At 36.3% G+C, this 17,649-nt stretch carries 15 protein-coding genes; 14 read left to right on the top strand and 1 reads right to left on the bottom strand.

Translation table 11 applies throughout. The features are described 5' to 3' along the window. Positions 1–162: 162 nt before the first annotated feature. Positions 163–1,836 carry an AraC family transcriptional regulator gene (locus DB891_RS04470; RefSeq protein WP_116761015.1) on the bottom strand — a complete coding sequence of 558 codons (1,674 nt, stop codon included), beginning with the start codon at positions 1,834–1,836 and terminating at the stop codon, positions 163–165. A gap of 350 nt (positions 1,837–2,186) precedes the next feature. On the opposite strand from DB891_RS04470, the gene DB891_RS04465 reads away from it, so the two are divergent. From DB891_RS04465 to DB891_RS04400, 14 genes are all read left to right on the top strand, one after another. Then, positions 2,187–2,942 (top strand): P-loop NTPase family protein, encoded by a 756-nt coding sequence (locus tag DB891_RS04465; RefSeq protein ID WP_124019492.1) that lies wholly within the window; start codon positions 2,187–2,189, stop codon positions 2,940–2,942. A 322-nt stretch (positions 2,943–3,264) separates the two neighbouring features. Beyond that, entirely contained in the window at positions 3,265–4,125 is an 861-nt protein-coding gene (locus DB891_RS04460) for a helix-turn-helix domain-containing protein (RefSeq protein ID WP_124019491.1), read from the top strand. Positions 4,126–4,235: 110 nt separating this feature from the next. After that, positions 4,236–4,916, top strand: coding sequence for a hypothetical protein (locus tag DB891_RS04455; RefSeq protein WP_116761009.1), 681 nt, complete (start codon positions 4,236–4,238; stop codon positions 4,914–4,916). A gap of 30 nt (positions 4,917–4,946) precedes the next feature. Further along, a complete protein-coding gene (locus tag DB891_RS04450) occupies positions 4,947–5,495 on the top strand; it encodes a hypothetical protein (protein WP_116761007.1) in 549 nt (182 codons plus the stop codon). Between the two features lie 30 nt (positions 5,496–5,525). Continuing rightward, positions 5,526–5,756: a hypothetical protein gene (locus DB891_RS04445; protein ID WP_116761005.1), complete on the top strand. Its 231-nt coding sequence runs from the start codon at positions 5,526–5,528 to the stop codon at positions 5,754–5,756. A gap of 13 nt (positions 5,757–5,769) precedes the next feature. Next, on the top strand, positions 5,770–6,249 hold the full coding sequence (locus DB891_RS04440; RefSeq protein ID WP_116761003.1) for a hypothetical protein: 480 nt from the start codon (positions 5,770–5,772) through the stop codon (positions 6,247–6,249). 139 nt (positions 6,250–6,388) lie between these two features. After that, complete coding sequence (locus DB891_RS04435) at positions 6,389–6,727, top strand: DUF4134 domain-containing protein (RefSeq protein WP_116761001.1); 339 nt, start codon at positions 6,389–6,391, stop codon at positions 6,725–6,727. An 11-nt stretch (positions 6,728–6,738) separates the two neighbouring features. Beyond that, the gene (locus DB891_RS04430) at positions 6,739–7,167 is read left to right on the top strand and encodes a DUF1896 family protein (RefSeq protein WP_116760999.1); all 429 of its coding nucleotides are present in this window, start codon (positions 6,739–6,741) and stop codon (positions 7,165–7,167) included. A 38-nt stretch (positions 7,168–7,205) separates the two neighbouring features. Beyond that, positions 7,206–12,788 carry a helicase-related protein gene (locus DB891_RS04425; protein ID WP_116760997.1) on the top strand — a complete coding sequence of 1,861 codons (5,583 nt, stop codon included), beginning with the start codon at positions 7,206–7,208 and terminating at the stop codon, positions 12,786–12,788. Positions 12,789–12,797: 9 nt separating this feature from the next. Beyond that, on the top strand, positions 12,798–13,115 hold the full coding sequence (locus DB891_RS04420; RefSeq protein ID WP_116760995.1) for a DUF4133 domain-containing protein: 318 nt from the start codon (positions 12,798–12,800) through the stop codon (positions 13,113–13,115). Between the two features lie 39 nt (positions 13,116–13,154). Beyond that, the gene (locus DB891_RS04415) at positions 13,155–15,635 is read left to right on the top strand and encodes a TraG family conjugative transposon ATPase (protein WP_116761294.1); all 2,481 of its coding nucleotides are present in this window, start codon (positions 13,155–13,157) and stop codon (positions 15,633–15,635) included. A 47-nt stretch (positions 15,636–15,682) separates the two neighbouring features. Then, a complete protein-coding gene (locus DB891_RS04410; protein WP_116760993.1) occupies positions 15,683–16,381 on the top strand; it encodes a conjugal transfer protein TraI in 699 nt (232 codons plus the stop codon). Positions 16,382–16,385: 4 nt separating this feature from the next. Next, positions 16,386–17,015 (top strand): hypothetical protein, encoded by a 630-nt coding sequence (locus tag DB891_RS04405; RefSeq protein ID WP_116760991.1) that lies wholly within the window; start codon positions 16,386–16,388, stop codon positions 17,013–17,015. Then, on the top strand, positions 17,012–17,647 hold the full coding sequence (locus DB891_RS04400; RefSeq protein ID WP_116760989.1) for a TerB family tellurite resistance protein: 636 nt from the start codon (positions 17,012–17,014) through the stop codon (positions 17,645–17,647). The genes DB891_RS04405 and DB891_RS04400 overlap by 4 nt, the downstream gene beginning before the upstream one ends. The last annotated feature ends 2 nt before the right edge of the window (positions 17,648–17,649 follow it).

Raw genomic sequence — 17,649 nt, 5'->3', positions numbered from 1 at the left:
ATTATTATCTTTACTAACAATATTTAATACATTAAAACGACTATGGATTTAATGTAATACTGAATATGAAAAACAACAGGAAATTGGTAAACCGTAACTAAAAACAGTTTGTCGTAATTATTTAGGTTATACGATTACACGGATTACAGTTTTCAATTATATTTATGACTGCCCTTTTTTAATCTCTTCTATAAAATAGGAGGTTGGCATTCCGGTTCTAACAAAAAATGCATTCGCAAAACGTTGGGTACTGCTAAAACCAGCCTCTTCCGCTAGAGCTTTGTTTGTATAATTCTGAATCTTTTTATCCTCTTTTAATAAGGTTATCAAATAGTCCACTTTTAGATCATTGATATACTTTACAAATTTCTTCCCCCTGTAATGTGATATTATTTTTGAAAGATATTTTACATTTGAATCAAATGATACTGTCAGCTTTGTTGCTGTTAAATCTTTTTCCAGAAACATTTTATCCTTTTCAAATTTCTCCAATTGTTTCAACATAGATACTACAGTATCTTGATTTATATCTTCAATTCCATTAACTATATTTTTGGATTCAACTTTAGTGACAGTTTCACTTTTTTTCATCAAATCATCAAATCTTTGCCGATAGACTTTCCTATTTCTAATATGTCTATAGATAAGAAATACTACCGTTAAAAATAAAAAGAGTATTATACTTGTAAAAATGTAATCGTTATATTTTCTTTTATCAAATAATCTTTCAATATTGTTTTTCTGAAACAGCAATTCTTTTGTGTCATATTCTTTGGTAATTTTTCCTGATACATATCGATATCTGTTGTGTATGATGCTGTCCACTTTAAGCAGTTTTTCAATATAGTAAAGCTGTAGATTGAGGTTATTTTTGGATTTATAATAATTAATCAATAATTCATAGTTATTTCGTAGATCAGGACGAATGTATCCTTTATCATTAAAAATGGCATCCACTTTTTTGAAATAGGGTATTGCCATTTGGGTATTCTTAAGATCCCAATAACTTTTTCCAATATAAAAATACCCAACAGCTTCATTTGCGAAATCCTTGTATTTATGTACGGTCGGCAGTGCATAGGTTATTTTTTTAATGGCCAAGGAATAATTGCCTCGAAAATATTGATTCACCCCTTCCGAGTGAATGAAGTAGTCCCGCATTTCATCATTAGCGAGTCTTCTCCCTTCTGCGATGCCCAGCAGGTTTGTATCTGTACATAAACCATAATTACCAATGCGATTATAACATATACCAAGCGAATGAAGTGAATTCAAATAGCCTCCAACACTGTTTTCTTTAAAGTAACCGATGCATTCCTTAAACAGAGAAATTGCCTCGTCATAAAATCCAAGAAAGTATTTTATATGCGCAATATTGTATTTTGTCTTATAGATCAAATATTTGTCATTGGTTTTGGAAATATAATTATTGGCTATAAGATAATTGTCCAATGCATAATCATGTTTTTTCAGGGAATAGTATACGATTCCTTTTGAAAGATAGGCAGAGCCTATCAAAGCATTGTCCATTGACTTTTTTGCAGTATAGACCATACTGTCTGCATAGATCAGTTTGAGATTTTCAGGGGAGTGATGTACATAGTTTTTATATCCGTTTACGACTTTTTCAAAATTTTTTTCTGATTTCGATTTCACTAAATAGAATCGAAGATACAGTGACTGCTTACTACTGTCATTTTCCGATTCCTCTATCCTCTTAAAGAGATAATCATAATCCTTATTTCGAAGTGTATCAGGAATTTTAAAATGGATTTCCTGTGCGCAAATTTGATCTCCCAAGCAAAGAGATAAAATTAGTAGATACTTTTTAATCATAGGCTAAATTAAAAATCGGATACTATATTCTATACAAAAGCATTTTTGAAGGTAATAATAGACTGAAAAAGCTACAACGGAATATTTTGCTGAAAATTGCATCAAATATAGCGTGAACAATTAATAATGGGTAAGTTTTCGTCAAAAACAGTGTATGGATTTTCCGAAAATCCATAGCATAATTTCCGAAAATCCATACATAAACTGTTGCGGGACAAAAAAATGACTTTTAGATTTGTCTCGAATTCAAAAGCAAAAACATTTAGCATCGTGCTAAATTTAAGTTCTGCTTACCCGGGTGAAATGAACTGACTACAAAAATAGTCGGACACATTTAACACATTTCAATCATGAAAAGCATTTCATTAAGATTAATGATTTTATCATTACTAATTGTTTCCTGTACCCCTGACACTACTGATACTTCTGACAGTACCAACAGTGAAATCAATAACAAGAAATCAAAAAAAACGGCGCGTTATGTGCAAAGTCTAAACTCTTTAAACCCTATAAGCCCAGAAAACCCTGCAAACATGTATGACCTTGCGGGTAAGTTACACAATGATATACTCGATATTTATTTGTCAGGAAATTATCAGTACAATACAATTGAAGAAATCAGCCAACAAATCGAAGCCATTGCAGCTGAAAACAATGATTTAATGATTTTAAACGTAGGAACAGACCTTCCCATTAATCTTGATCTAGTGCAAGAGATCATAAATAATCCCCAAGCTGCACTAGATGAGGCTATTGTAAATTCCATAATGACCAATGCAGCAAAAAGTAGTCTTTCCAGTTTTATGAATGATGTGCTTTTATGGGAAAACAATCCATACGAGGAAATTTATCAATCTATAGTAACCTATGAATCAGCTGTAATGACTAATCCTGAATATAATGGTGAGGATAAAAGAATTATCCTCACCACTTCATCTATAGTCAGGTATTCCATCTATTATGATTTAATAGACAAAGATAAAGATTGGGACACCTCTAAAGGCCACCGTGTTGGAGGGCTTAGTGGTGCTATCTATAATTCCTCTATTGCGGTAAGGAGATCCCTTGTCACAGGCATTATGATAAATAATCTTGCAACTGAGTGATGATGCATTACATCTATACCATTGAAAAGGAAATAGTATACACGTTTACCGTTTTTTTGATCCTCTTCAATCTTGTTAGTCTTTATTTCATCGTAGATCTATTTTCCTACGATGAAATAATTGGCTATCTCACAAATGGCGAGATAAAAAGTGATAGCCCGCGTAGTCTGGCCTATTTACTTTTTGTGAGCGGCATGTCTAATTTACTTTTTGTTACTGTTTCATTGATGTCCAGGTTACTTTCTGAGTAACCTCCAATCAACGTGAACCTTAATAAGGTAAAATTTATTTAGCTGATTGTAATTTTATAAAAGAGCTTGTTGTGATAAGAAAAAATTCAAAATATCGCCACATTGGTTTACAAGTCCACATTTATGAAAGTTCCACATCTAAAATAGCTTTTAGTGAGCTACTTAACGTAAACCATTTTTCTATACTGATTGTAAAATCGGGTTCCTTATATATACAAATAGATGACAAAGAAGTTACTGTCTTCGAAAATGAGTTACTAGTGGTTCCGATACGAAGTTCATGTGAAATTTTGATAATGAGTGACCAATTGCAAATTTGCTTGGTATCATTTACACCTGAGTTTATTTTTGAAAATAGTATTCGAATACAGCATATAGGATATTTTGATTTTTACATTAGAAAACTTCCTTCTAAAATTTTTATCAAAAATAAAGACCTCCAGCATTTAATATTCTTGTTTGAACAGTTGTATCGTAAAACACGAAAATCTAACAAACAAATTTTTAAAGAAGAAGTATTACTGCTTAGTTTTAATCTATTTCTTTATGTATTAGCAGAAAAATATAGCAACTATTTTCAACAATTAAACGAAAATTATACGATAAAAGAAAAACTGGTTCTTCAATTTTTTAAAATTTTAGAAATGAATTGCAGAAAACACCATGATGTAAAATATTATGCAGAAGCTTTATCTATGACACCTGACAACCTTACAAAAATCATTAAAGAACTTACAGAGAAAACTGCGAAGCGATTTATTGTCGAGGCTATTGTTCTTGAGGCAAAAAACTTGCTTCGAAATGAAGATTTAAATATTTCCAATATTAGTGAAGAATTGCAATACATCAATTATTCTTCCTTTAGTATATTTTTTAAAAGGCATACTTCCCTGTCTCCTTCTGAGTACCGTTCCCGACTAAATTCCCATTAAATACAATAAAACACATGTTTTGACCGGGTTAAAAATGTTCTATAAGCATTGATTTAGAGTACTCTCGATTACAAGTCGAGAGAAATATTTACTAAGTAAAAGTAAAAAAAATGACTCAAACCTATCTTTTAGAATGGATGGATTTAACGGTTACTTCAACCCTTAATCCCAATAAAACGGATCTTACTATGATTACTCCAATTCAATCAAGAGCGATTATTGAAAAAGCGACTGAGCAAACATTTTTTATCCAGTCACAGTTTACGGTACAGGTTTTTTCGCTTACTAAGGAGAAACAGATTAAAATTTTAGTTGGTAATTATTATTCGTCATTGCTATTTCTTTTAGATAAAATCACAGAAATAAATAGTAACAACGATTTACATAGAGATAATCTAAAAGAGGTTACAGCTACTTTAATTTCTTGTTTGGATGAATTAATAACTTTTGTAGAATCAAGATTTGCAAACTATTTAAGCGTGCCTTTTCAAATTATTGAAAAAAAGATAAATGAACCCTCTGTAACAGACTCTCCTTCCGGTAAAATTTTATGCAAACTTTCAACGGATCAGACCGCCCTAATACTAAGGGCATCCAATGAATTAAAAATTCTTATTTCAAAATCAATGAATCATTTATTTAAAACAATTGTTCCTTTTCTATCCACTCCAAATAAAGTAAACCTCTCTTATGATGCTATGCGTAGCAAAGCTTACGTTGCAGAAGAAAGGGATAAGAAAATAGTAATTGAAACATTGGAACGCATAATTAAACAGATTAAAGAATATTAACTAAATACTAATAATTTAAAATTTAAAAACATGAAAAAGCTACCCTACATTTTGACCACAATGATTCTGATAATCACAGGCTGCCAACCTAAAAAGCTAGATGAGAAATTGGCTACTGCCATTATTCTAGAAAAAAATCATTATCCTAGTATTGTAGACCATAATATTTTCTGCAATGATCCTGTACACGCTTACACCATTTTTAAATCGGGATTGGTAGAAAAAGGATTTGTAAAAGTACTTCAAAGCAAGAAATTTGGTGACACAACCTCTTTCGTGAGTTTTACCGATGCTGCAAAACCTTACTTACTGCCTACACCCAAAGATGATAAAAGATATAAAATTCAACGTGTAAAAGTAGCGGATGAAGAGTTTGGCGCTATTGCAGAAATCAGGATTATGAGTTCTGATAATAAGGCGATTGTGACTTACAATATGGTTCGAAGAAAGAATGTTTTTGCTGCTGCTGTTAAAAATGGTTTGCGAGACACGGTGAATCATGAAGTGTATTTTATACGAACCGATGATGGTTGGCAACTAATGGATAAAAAGTCGGAAATTGAATTTTTATCATTTTAGAATAGGAATAACTATCCTAAAATAATTTATTTGATCATCAAATTGGCCTCCTATTGTGGAGGCTTTTTTATTTTTTTGCATTTTTTTTATTTTTTTATCCCTGATTTTACTGGGGGTCCAGCAGGGTACAACTGGGGTACAACAAAAAGTTGGACTTGTGACGATTTGTTGTCTATCGTTTCTTTGCCCTGTAATGATGAATATCTGGATTTGGAAAAGTTTCCATCAAACGGATTGCAAAGAACTAATGTAGAACGATAAAAATGAAGAACGTATGTTTACAAACATTTCATGGGTAAATTACATAGTTGTAGTTGCCCTACTATTAGCAAGCTGGTATTTGTTTATTGCCTTTCGATTTTACTTTGATGAGATCAAAGACATCGCAACAGGTAAGCGAAAATTTCCATTTCATGGTTTAGAGAAAACAAGGTTCCAAAACACTCCATTTGAGCCAAGTAGTATTAACCCTCCTGAAATACCATCCTTTCAATCTGAGTTTGCAATATCTGACAATACGTTTGAGGAAGTTGAAAATTTGGTGGAGCGACTAAAAAATGTTGTTGCAGATGCGACCAAAAGAAAACTTCTCAAACAAGAATTTATCGACTATCTCCGATTGGTTCTTACCGAATATCCCAATGTTAAAAATTCTCCATTTAGTAGTTCAGTGAGTGAACTGATTGTCTCAGAATGTGACAAACTCGAATCTGTGACCTTAACTCAGGTGGAAGCGGAAGAATTATGGAATTGAAAACACTAAAACAATATTGCGGAGGAAATGCCCCTGTCCATCCCGGCGCGGTATGGCATATGTAACAGGAAAGTGGAATTGCGACAGCGGCAACCCCTTCGCTTTTTATCGAATTATTTAAACTTTAAAATAATGTGTTATGAAAAAGTGCAGTTGGAATTTTAAAATGTTTACCAAACAAAGAATTGTTGTTGCCAGTATGGTTCTGGTGCTACTGGCAATAAATTACCAATCCTACGCCCAAGACGGTCTTGCAGGAATCAATGAAGCCAATCAAAAGGTAAGAAGTTATTTTGATGCGGGCACCCAATTGATGTATGCCATCGGTGCGCTCTTAGGTTTAATAGGTGCTGTCAAGGTATATCAAAAGTGGAATGCAGGGGATCCTGATACTGGAAAAGTGGCGGCAGCTTGGTTTGGTAGTTGTGTTTTTCTAGTTGTAGTGGCAACTGTAATCAAATCCTTTTTTGGGATTTAAAACCCAACGTTATGGAAAATATCCTGAAAGAAAAGCTATGGTTCTATATCATCCATAACAACCCCGACCTGATGTTTACTTTACAGGAAGAGTACTCCGTAACGGATTACCTCAATGAAAAAGTAAAAGCTGTAAAATCCATTATGGAGGATATGCTATCAGAGGGTACGCCCCAATATATCATAGAGGAAATTTGTCTCAATGTACTTACCGAAGATTTAAAGCCTTCCCGATTTCTATATATCTGTAGTCTATTGGAAGAGGAGTTTGAGGATACCTATGCCACTTTTAGTAAATCAGGTATTCTCAGATATGAGGTTATCAACTTGATGGAAAGTTGCAGGGAAGTTTTTGAAACTGTTGGTTTTACAAAGGAAAATGAAGAGGATCCTACTTTGAGGAATGCAGTTATTGGTCAGATTGCTGACTATCTGAGTTGAGCTATTTATGGAAGTGTGCAGTATGAAAAGGAGTAATTATGGCTTACAATCTATCCCAAAAACTAAGTGCCAACATCAAGGCAATCGCTACTGCTATTGTATGGCAGCAGGGTGACGTTCTTGCTGAAGAAGCTATAGCATCTCTAAAAGCATACGCTGGTTTTGGCGGTATCAAGGCTGTTTTATATCCTTATGGAAGTGCCGAAGACTGGATGAAATCTGGAGCTTCAAAAGATGACCTTAAGCTGCATCCAGAGATGACTCGCTTGCATGAACTGTTGCAGGATCACTATTCGCAAAAGCAGTACAATGAGGTTGTTTCATCGCTTCGCAATAGTGTGCTTACCGCCTTTTACACACCTGAAATTGTTCCCAGAACATTATACAATACTTTAAAAGAACTAGGTATTACCCCTAAAAGATTATATGAACCATCGGCGGGTTCAGGAATTTTCATCACGGAAGCCGAAAAAGTGTTTCCGAATCTAGAACAGATTACGGCTGTTGAAAAAGACAGATTGAGTGGACTGGTCCTTTCGGCTTTGAACAGTACACTAACAGCAAACAGTACCACGCATATTGCAGGATTGGAGGAAACTCCAACAAATGACAACAACAGTTATGATCTTGTGGTTAGCAATATCCCTTTTGGTAATTTTTCAGTTTACGATGAAGGGTATCCTGATAAAGCAATTTCAGGAAAAATTCATAATTATTTCTTTGCAAAAGGACTGGACAAACTAGCCGATGGCGGACTCATGGCATATATCACGACAGACGGTTTTTTGAATAGTCCTTCAAATGAAAGTGCTCGAGAATATCTTTTTCAAAAGGCAGATTTCGTAAGTCTGGCAGTTATGCCCGATAACCTGATGAAGGAAACAGGAAATACGGAAGCTCCAAACCATTTACTCATTGTTCAAAAAAACACAGACAAAAAGGTGTTTTCAGATGATGAAAATAAGCTATTGCAAACTGTTGGAATGGAAAACGAGTTTGGAAAATACAGCATTAATAAATATTTGCACGACAGACCAGAGCTAATAATAGGTAATGAAGTACAAGCAGGTAAAAATCAATACGGACAAGCACATCAAAGAGTATGGCAAAGTGGTGATATTAATTCAATTGAAAACCGTTTGGCACAAACAATTACTGATGGATTACGCGAAAATTTTAACAAGGATCGCTTTGAGCAAGGACAACAAGCAGGTATTGTTCAACAGCCCGAAGTAATGGGACAAAAATTTACTTACTTGCCCATGCCAGAAAGCAAAGCAAGCGGTATTTCTGTTCAGCTGGGATTATTTGACACCGTGCCTGCTGAGAATATCAATCGTGCGATGGATTATATCAATCCACTCGATGAAACGGTAGTTGACAAAAAAACAGCACGAATACTAAGTACAATACGCACAACAGATAATCCCTCACATGAAAATGTGATGCTTATTACCGCCAAGCAAAACAAGACTAATCGGTACCTGTACAAATTATATTCTAATGTAAAAGAGATAGAAGGTTTTTCATCCAACTGGATGAATGGCGGATTATTACCCCATGAACTATTGGCTTTATCCAATACGCTTCAGCAATATGATCATGCATATATTTATGAAGGAGATACAACCCTTGAATCCGCTTTTAACCTAGAAAGACAGCTTTATGAAGAAGTCACCGCATTCAAATCCTTCTATAAAGATGGAACACTGGTTCGTCTTGGAGAATCAATTGGAACTATAATTGATATCAATAATGAACACAAACAGGCATTTTTTCAGCCATTGCCATTACAGGGGAATCTGAAATTTTACGATTCCTACATTGTTATCAGGGATAATTACTTGGAACTGTTTGAAAAGGAACAATCAGATGAAACTGATAGTAACCAAGTGCGAAAAAATTTGGATTTACAGTACACAAAGTTTGTTTCTCAGTATGGCATTCTTAACAGTGCTGAGAATCGCAGGTTAATTATGCAGGATTCGGCTTTCGGGTTCACGGTACTTTCTTCATTGGAGCGCAAAGAGGGCGAACGGTATGTGAAGTCGGATATTCTGAGCCAATCTATAGTAAAGCAACGGGAACGCTACTTTACGGATGATCCAATCGAAGCACTTGCCCGAAGCTTGAACGAAAAAGGAAATGTGGATTTAGGATTTATAACCGCTGCCACGGGACTTGAAGAATATGAAGCGATAGAAAGTCTGAACCATCATATTTATCTAAACCCTATGCGTCAGGATTGGGAAACTTCAGACCTGTATCTAAGTGGTAATGTTGTGGAAAAGTTGCAACAGGCTAAACAAGCGGTACAGCAATATCCTGAAAATACGCAATATTATAAAGGAATGATGGCACTGGAAAAGGTACGGCCAGAGCGGATACCCTTTGAGCTTTTGGATTTCAATCTTGGAGAGAGATGGGTTCCAATGAATTATTATGCAGATTTTGCCAAGCAATTATTTGAACAGGCAACGGAAATTAATTACTTCCCATCACTGGATACCTTTAAAGTCAGTACGGGACATAACACCAAAATTGACAGGGAATTTGCAGTAACAACCAAAAGCGGAAGAACCACCTACGGTTATACGATATTGGAACATGCGCTGGAAAATACCACCCCATTTTTCACCTATGAGGTTAATGGTCCAGGTGACAAACCAATACGATTACCCGACAATGAAGCCATACAATTGGCACATCAAAAAATTGAGAACATTCGTACTGGGTTTATAGAATGGCTACAAGAATTGCCAGAAAGCGATAAGAAGGAATTGGAAAACCTGTATAACGAAACGTTCAATTGTTATGTATTGCGTGAATATGATGGAAGCCATCTGAGTTTTCCTGGCTTGGATAAAAAAGCCCTTGAAATTGAAGATTTGTACAGTTCACAAAAAAACGCTGCGTGGCGTATCATTCAGAACCGAGGTGCATTAATTGACCATGAGGTAGGATTAGGAAAAACACTTACCATGATTGTAGCAGCCAATGAAATGAAGCGATTGGGAATCATACATAAACCAGCAATACTGGCGCTTCATGCCAACGTAGATCAAATTGCAACGACCTATCGCAAGGCCTATCCTAATGGCCGAATTTTGGCTCCTGGAGAAAATGATTTTACGCCAGCCAAAAGAGTAAGGCTGTTCCATGAAATAAAAAATAACAATTGGGATTGCATCATTCTGACGCACGATCAGTTTGGGAAAATTCCACAATCTCCAGAAATCCAAAAAGAGATATTGCAAAATGAACTCGATAATGTAGAAAGAGATCTTGAAACGGTAAAAGATTTAGGTGGGGACATATCAAAAAAAATACTCAAAGGACTTCAGATACGTAAAAACAATCTTGATGGAAAACTTAAAGGCTTATTAAAGGATATTGAGGAAAAGAAAGACAGCGGAATCAACTTTAAGGAAATGGGAATTGACCATTTGTTCGTGGATGAATCACACAAATTCAAGAACCTGACTTTCACGACCCGTCATGACCGTGTTGCAGGGATTGGAAATATGCAAGGAAGCCAAAAGGCGCTTAATATGCTGTTTGCTGTTCGTTCGCTTCAGGAAAAATTTGATTCGGATTTGTGTGTGACCTTTCTATCTGGAACACCTATTTCAAACAGCTTAACGGAGATGTATTTGCTTTTTAAATACCTGCGTCCAAAAGAAATGGAACGGCAGCATATTGAAAACTTTGACGGATGGGCATCAGTTTTTGCAAGGAAAACGACAGATTTTGAGTTTTCTGTAACCAACGAAATTATTGCCAAAGAGCGTTTCCGTCATTTTATTAAAGTTCCAGAACTGGCACTATTCTATAATGAGATTACAGATTATAAAACAGCCCGACATATTGATCTGGACAAACCAGAAATAGATGAACAGCTTGTCAATATCAGTCCAACACCTGAACAAAGTGAGTTCATTACACAGCTGATGCAGTTTGCAAAGACGGGCGACGCGACACTTATTGGAAGAGCACCCCTTACTAGAGAGGAAGATAGAGGAAGGATGCTAATAGCCACCAATTATGCTAAAAAGATGGCAGCCGATATGCGCCTGATAGACGAAGGATATGGCGATCATCCCGACAATAAAGTTAACACCTGTGCTCGAAATGTGGCTGAAATTTATAATGCTTCAACGGAGCATAGAGGGACACAGATTGTCTTTTCGGATATTGGAACACCCAAGCCAGACGCATTCAATATGTACGATGCACTTAAAGAAAAACTGGTGACGGACTTTAATATCCCTGCCCATGAGATTACCTATATCCATGATTGGACTGATAAAAAGAAAGCCCAACTGTTTTCCAAAATGAATACAGGTGAAATACGCATCCTTTTGGGGAGTACCGAAAAAGCGGGTACAGGACTAAATGTACAAAAACGTGTTGTGGCCATGCATCATTTGGATATTCCGTGGAGGCCATCGGATTTAGGGCAGCGTAATGGACGAGGCGGCAGACAAGGCAATGAGGTTGCCAAACAGCATTACGATAACAAAGTGAAGAATTTTATCTATGCCACAGAACAGTCATTAGATAATTACAAATTCAATCTATTGAAAAATAAACAGACTTTCATCAGCCAGATGAAAAACTGTGAACTGAACGTCAGGTCTATTGATGAGGGTTCTATGGATGAGAAAAGTGGAATGAATTTTTCGGAATATATCGCAGTATTATCGGGTGATACTTCCTTGCTGGAAAAATCAAAATTGGAAAAGAAAGTAGCCGTGATGGAAAGCCTCAAAAAAGCACATTACAAGGAGATTTCAAGAACGAAGCATCAGGTTGAATATCTATTGGAAGAAAAAACGGTTACTGCCAAAACATTGGATAAGCTCACTGTGGATGAAGGTTTTTACAAAAAGAACCTGAAATATGAAAGTGACGCAACAAAAGCAAATCCAATACAATTGTATGATTTTAAAGCGCAAGATTCCGAAAGTACCGGTAAGCAGATTATTGATCTCTATAAAAATTGGAAACCTCCAGATGGAGAAAGCGAAGCGAAACAAATTGGTAAACTGTATGATTTTGGACTGTATATAAAAAGGGAACGCGAAGCCTACCAGAATGATGGCATGTACCAATACCGTTACTCTAATAGCTTTTATGCACAGCGATCGGATGAAGGCATTAAATATACTCTCAATGGAGGAACGCCTAATGTAGATAATCCAAAATTGGCGGCTCGTCATTTCTTGAGTGCCATTGACAGAGTAGAGCATCTCAGGGAAAAGTACCAAAAGTCCTTGAATGATATAGAAGTGCAGTTGCCAGAATTACAGCAGTTAACAGCAAAAACCTTTAGCAAGGAGCATGAATTGCAACAGATGAAAAGTGAACTCTCCAGCCTCGAAAGGGAAATAGCACTAAAAATTCAGGAGAATCAATTAAAGCAAGATAATCTACAAGATGCCAGTATCAATGGAGAAACAATAGAATCTAATGAGGCGCTGGTAATTCAATTGCCAGTAAAGAACAGCAATGAGCATATGGAAAAATCAAACAGTTTTTCAACCTCCAAAAGTAATAGTGACAAATGGCAACAACGCTCCTATGCAGGGATGAGAAAAAATAGCAGAATGAAATTTTAAAATAACAACATGGTAAATAGTGTATATCAAATCAACAAAGGAATCAACCAAAGTATAGAATTCAAGGGGTTAAAAGCACAGTATATATGGTATTTGGGAGGCGGTGTTGTAGTTCTTATGATTCTGTTTGCCGCCATGTATATAGTAGGCTTGCCGTCATTTGTTTGCGTAGGAATTATTGGGATCGCAGGAACGCTATTGGTTTTGTATATATACCGAATGAGTCATAAATACGGAGAACATGGTATGATGAAAGCTTTGGCTAAAAGACAGGTTCCAAAAGCAATCAGAGTTCAAAGCAGGAAAATTTTTAAAATGCAAAAATAGCATTTGGTTAAAATTAGTAACAGGTAAATAAAGATGAAGATGGAAAAGATGATAGATGATATTTTACCGATTATGGATGTGGAGCACGATTGCATTCTCTCTAAACAAGGAGATGTGACAGTTGTATTCAAGGCAGAGCTTCCTGAGATATTTACCTTGTCGGATCAGGAATACGAAGGGTTTCATCAGGCGTGGCTTAAAGCTATAAAGTTACTCCCAAAATTCAGTGTGTTCCATAAACAGGATTGGTTTATCGATAGTAAGTTTCAAGCGGATTTTATAAGTGAAGATACTAGTTTCCTTACCCGTAGCAGTGAGCGTTTTTTTAACGAGCGTCCTTTTCTGGATCATTCATGCTATATTTTCCTGACCAAAAAACCATCAGGCAGAAAAACATCCAGTTCTTTGTTTTCAAATTTACTCCGAACTTCAATAGTTCCTGAAGAAACATTAAAGGCGCAACTCCGTCAGGATTTTATTGACAGCACAGGACAATTTGCACGAATCTTGGAAGACAGTGGTTTTGTAAAACTGACACGCCTTGGCAATGATGAACTCCGAAGTCACAGCAGAAAGATTGGAATTATAGAGAGGTACTGCTTTCTTTCTGAAAAAGAAAACTCGTTTGTTTTTAAAGACATCGCTTTTCATGATGGCTTGCAGGTTGGTGACAAGCATTGTCAAATTTATACATTGGGTGATGCTGCTGATTTACCTGCATTGTGTGGGTCTCGAATTAACTATGACCGTTATTCCACCGATAAGACCAAGTTCAGCATCGGATTTGCCTCGACTTTGGGTCAATTACTTTCCTGCAACCATATTTATAACCAGTACATTTTCATAGAGGATTCCCAGAAAACGTTGCAGAAACTGGAAAGTAAAAGATTGCGGTTACAGTCCTTATCGGCTTACAGTAGAGAGAATCTCATTGCGCGTGATGCCACGAATGATTTTCTCAATGAGGCTATCAGCCAACAACGATTGCCAGTCAAAGCACATTTTAATGTATTGGTTTGGACTGACGATAAAGAGGAACTGAAAGACCTGAAGAACAAAGTTTCGTCTGCGCTGGCGCAGATGGATGCGGCAGCCAAGCAGGAAACTATTGGAGCCGCACAGATTTTCTGGGCGGGTATTCCAGGAAACTCAGCAGACTTTCCTATGAACGATACCTTCGATACGTTCGCCGAACAAGCTACCTGTTTCTTGAATTTAGAAACAGGTTATCGCTCTTCTCTTAGTCCAATTGGGATTCGACTGGGAGACCGCTTGACAGGAAAGCCAGTTCATGTGGATATCAGTGACGAGCCTGTGAAAATGGGGATTTGTACGAACCGAAACAAATTTATACTAGGTCCTTCAGGTAGTGGAAAATCCTTTTTTACCAATCACATGGTTAGAAGTTACTACGAGCAGGGAACCCACATTGTTCTTGTAGATGTGGGACACAGCTACAAAGGACTGTGCGATATGGTGGGTGGCTATTATTTTACCTATGATGAAAAGAACCCCATACGATTCAATCCGTTTTATATCAGCGAAGGGGATAATTTGGATACAGAGAAAAAAGAAAGTATCAAAACATTGCTGTTGGCTTTATGGAAAAAAGACAATGAAACATTCAACAGAAGTGAATATGTGGCATTATCCAATGCGTTGCAACTCTACTATGAAAAACTCGATGCCAATCCCGATTTGTTTCCCTGTTTCAATACTTTTTACGATTTCCTCAAAGGCGATTTTGTGAAAATATTGGAAGGAGATAAGGTAAAGGAAAAGGATTTTGACGTGAACAATTTTCTGTACGTACTTCGTCCTTATTATCAGGGAGGTGAATTTGATTATCTACTAAATGCTACCGAAAATCTGGAACTATTAAAAGAACGCTTTATTGTTTTTGAGTTGGATAATATCAAGGATCATCCAATCCTCTTTCCCGTCGTGACCATTATTATCATGGAAGTCTTCATTAGTAAGATGCGAAAACTCAAAGGCGTCCGAAAAATGATTTTGATTGAAGAAGCTTGGAAGGCTATTGCCAAAGAAGGGATGGCAGAATACATTAAATATTTATTCAAGACAGTACGAAAGTTCTTTGGAGAAGCCATAGTAGTTACACAAGAAGTGGAAGATATTATTTCTTCCCCAGTAGTAAAGCAGGCTATTATTAATAACAGTGATTGCAAGATATTACTAGACCAAAGTAAGTACCAAAATAAATTTGAACAAATACAAGAACTGCTGGGACTCACAGAAAAAGAAAAAGCATTAGTACTGTCAGTTAACAAATCGAACGACCCTGATAAAAAATACAAGGAAGTATTTATCTCCTTGGGAGGAATGCTTTCTAAAGTGTACCGCACTGAAGTATCCCTTGAAGAATACCTCGCTTACACTACCGAAGAAACTGAAAAGGTAAAAGTGCAGGCGTACGCTAAGAAATTCGATGGAGACATTAGAAAGGGTATTGCTGCACTGGCAATAGACTTGCGGAGCAAGCATGAGGACAAAAATTAAATAGATGCTCGCGAATATATGAGAAATGGAAACTAAATTATAACATTATGAAAGCAAAGAAGAAAATTATGATTTGCCTGTTGTGTCTGTTGCTAGTGAACACTCCGGCAAGACCTGCAGAAACCGTTGCTGTTATTCCAATCGTATTGATTAAGGAGGCAATCAAGAAAGTGATTAAAGCGATTGACCTTAGAATACAAAAGCTGCAGAACAAAACAATCTGGCTACAGAATGCGCAGAAGAAATTAGAAAACACCTTGTCGAAACTAAAGCTTAAGGAGATTTCCGATTGGACACAGAAGCAAAAAGACCTGTATAAGAATTACTATGATGAACTGATGAAAGTCAAATCTATCATTACGTATTACCAGCGTATCAAGGACATTACACAGAAGCAAGTACGGCTTGTAGATGAGTATGAAAGAGCTTGGAGCCTATTTCAAAAAGATGATCATTTTAACGCTGACGAATTGGTTTATATGCAAAAAGTATACTCCGGAATATTGAATGAAAGCATGAAAAATATCGACCAGATCTTTTTAATTCTGGACTCCTTTAGCACACAGATAAGCGATGCCAAAAGACTTGAAATCATCAATGCGGCGGCGGATCAGATCGATACCAATTATGATGACCTCCTGCAATTCAACAAACAGAACATTATGCTGAGCTTGCAAAGAGCCAAAACACAGTATGATGTAAATGCTGTTAAGAAATTTTATGGGATTCCGTTATTAAAACCTTAAAGTGATGAAAAAAATAGTTCTATTCCTGCTCCTTGCAGGATTCTTAAACGCAAACATTTACGCGCAGGCAAAACAAGCACAAGTACTCCTGAAGCAAATCGCAGCTCTTCAAATGTATATTGGATATGCCCAAAAGGGATATTCTATCGCCAAGAAAGGACTCAATACCGTCAGTGATTTTAAGAGAGGAGAATTTAATCTTCACACTGATTATTTCAATTCGCTCAAGACGGTTAACCCGAAAATAAAAAAGTATGCAAAGGTTGCTGAAATTGTATCCCTTCAGCTAAAGATTATGAAAAGCTATAGTGTCATTTATAGACAAGTGCAAGAGGATGATTTATTTCATGGGGATGAAGTAGAGTATATCAAAAGGGTTTTTGAACGGCTGATCGATAATTGTGATAGTATTTTAGAGGAACTCATTACAGTAATAACAGACAATCAGCTTGAAATGAAAGATGATGAGCGGATGAGTCGGATAGATGTGCTGTATAAAAATATGATGGATAATCACACTTTTTGCGAAAGCTTCTCGAACCAAACCCGATTGCTGTCTTTGTCAAGGGCAAAGGATTCCAAAGATGTGAAAACCAGCCGTGTCTTGCACGGTTTTAACAACGATTTGCCATGAAAAAAATAGTAATTATTGGAATTGTGTTTGTGGGTTTATTGTTACCGTCGAAGGTAACAGCTCAAGCACAGGAAATGCAACAATTGATTTTGAACATAGAAAAACTCGCCCAATTCAGACAAATCCTGAAGGACATGAAAAAAGGCTATGAGATTCTCAATGGCGGCTATAATACGGTAAAAAAGCTATCGAAAGGAAATTTTGACCTTCATAAAACATTTCTCGATGCGATGATGCAGGTAAGTCCAACAGTTCGAAAGTACAAACGTGTTGGGGATATTGTTAACTATCAGGTGCTTTTGGTAAAGGAATATAAGACTGCTTTTATCCGTTTCAGAAAAAGTGGGAATTTCAATCCCGATGAAATAGCTTATCTCGAAAGGGTGTATGATAATCTGTTTAAACAAAGCCTTAGAAATCTTGATGAACTAACCACTGTTATTACCGCCAATAAACTCAGGATGTCCGATGATGAACGGCTCACATCCATTGACAAAATCTATGCTGATATGCAGGATAAGCTTGTGTTTCTAAGGAACTTCAACAACAATACTTCAATACTGGCGATACAGCGTGCAAAAGAGCGTAATGATGTGAATGTCATGCGTAGCATTTACAAGATAAACAACTAAAT

It is taken from the genome of Flavobacterium laiguense (assembly GCF_003097655.1).
In the GTDB taxonomy this organism is placed as follows: Bacteria; Bacteroidota; Bacteroidia; order Flavobacteriales; family Flavobacteriaceae; genus Flavobacterium; species Flavobacterium laiguense.
Note: the sequence above shows the minus strand (reverse complement) of the source record. Positions and strands in the feature narration are given on the sequence as shown.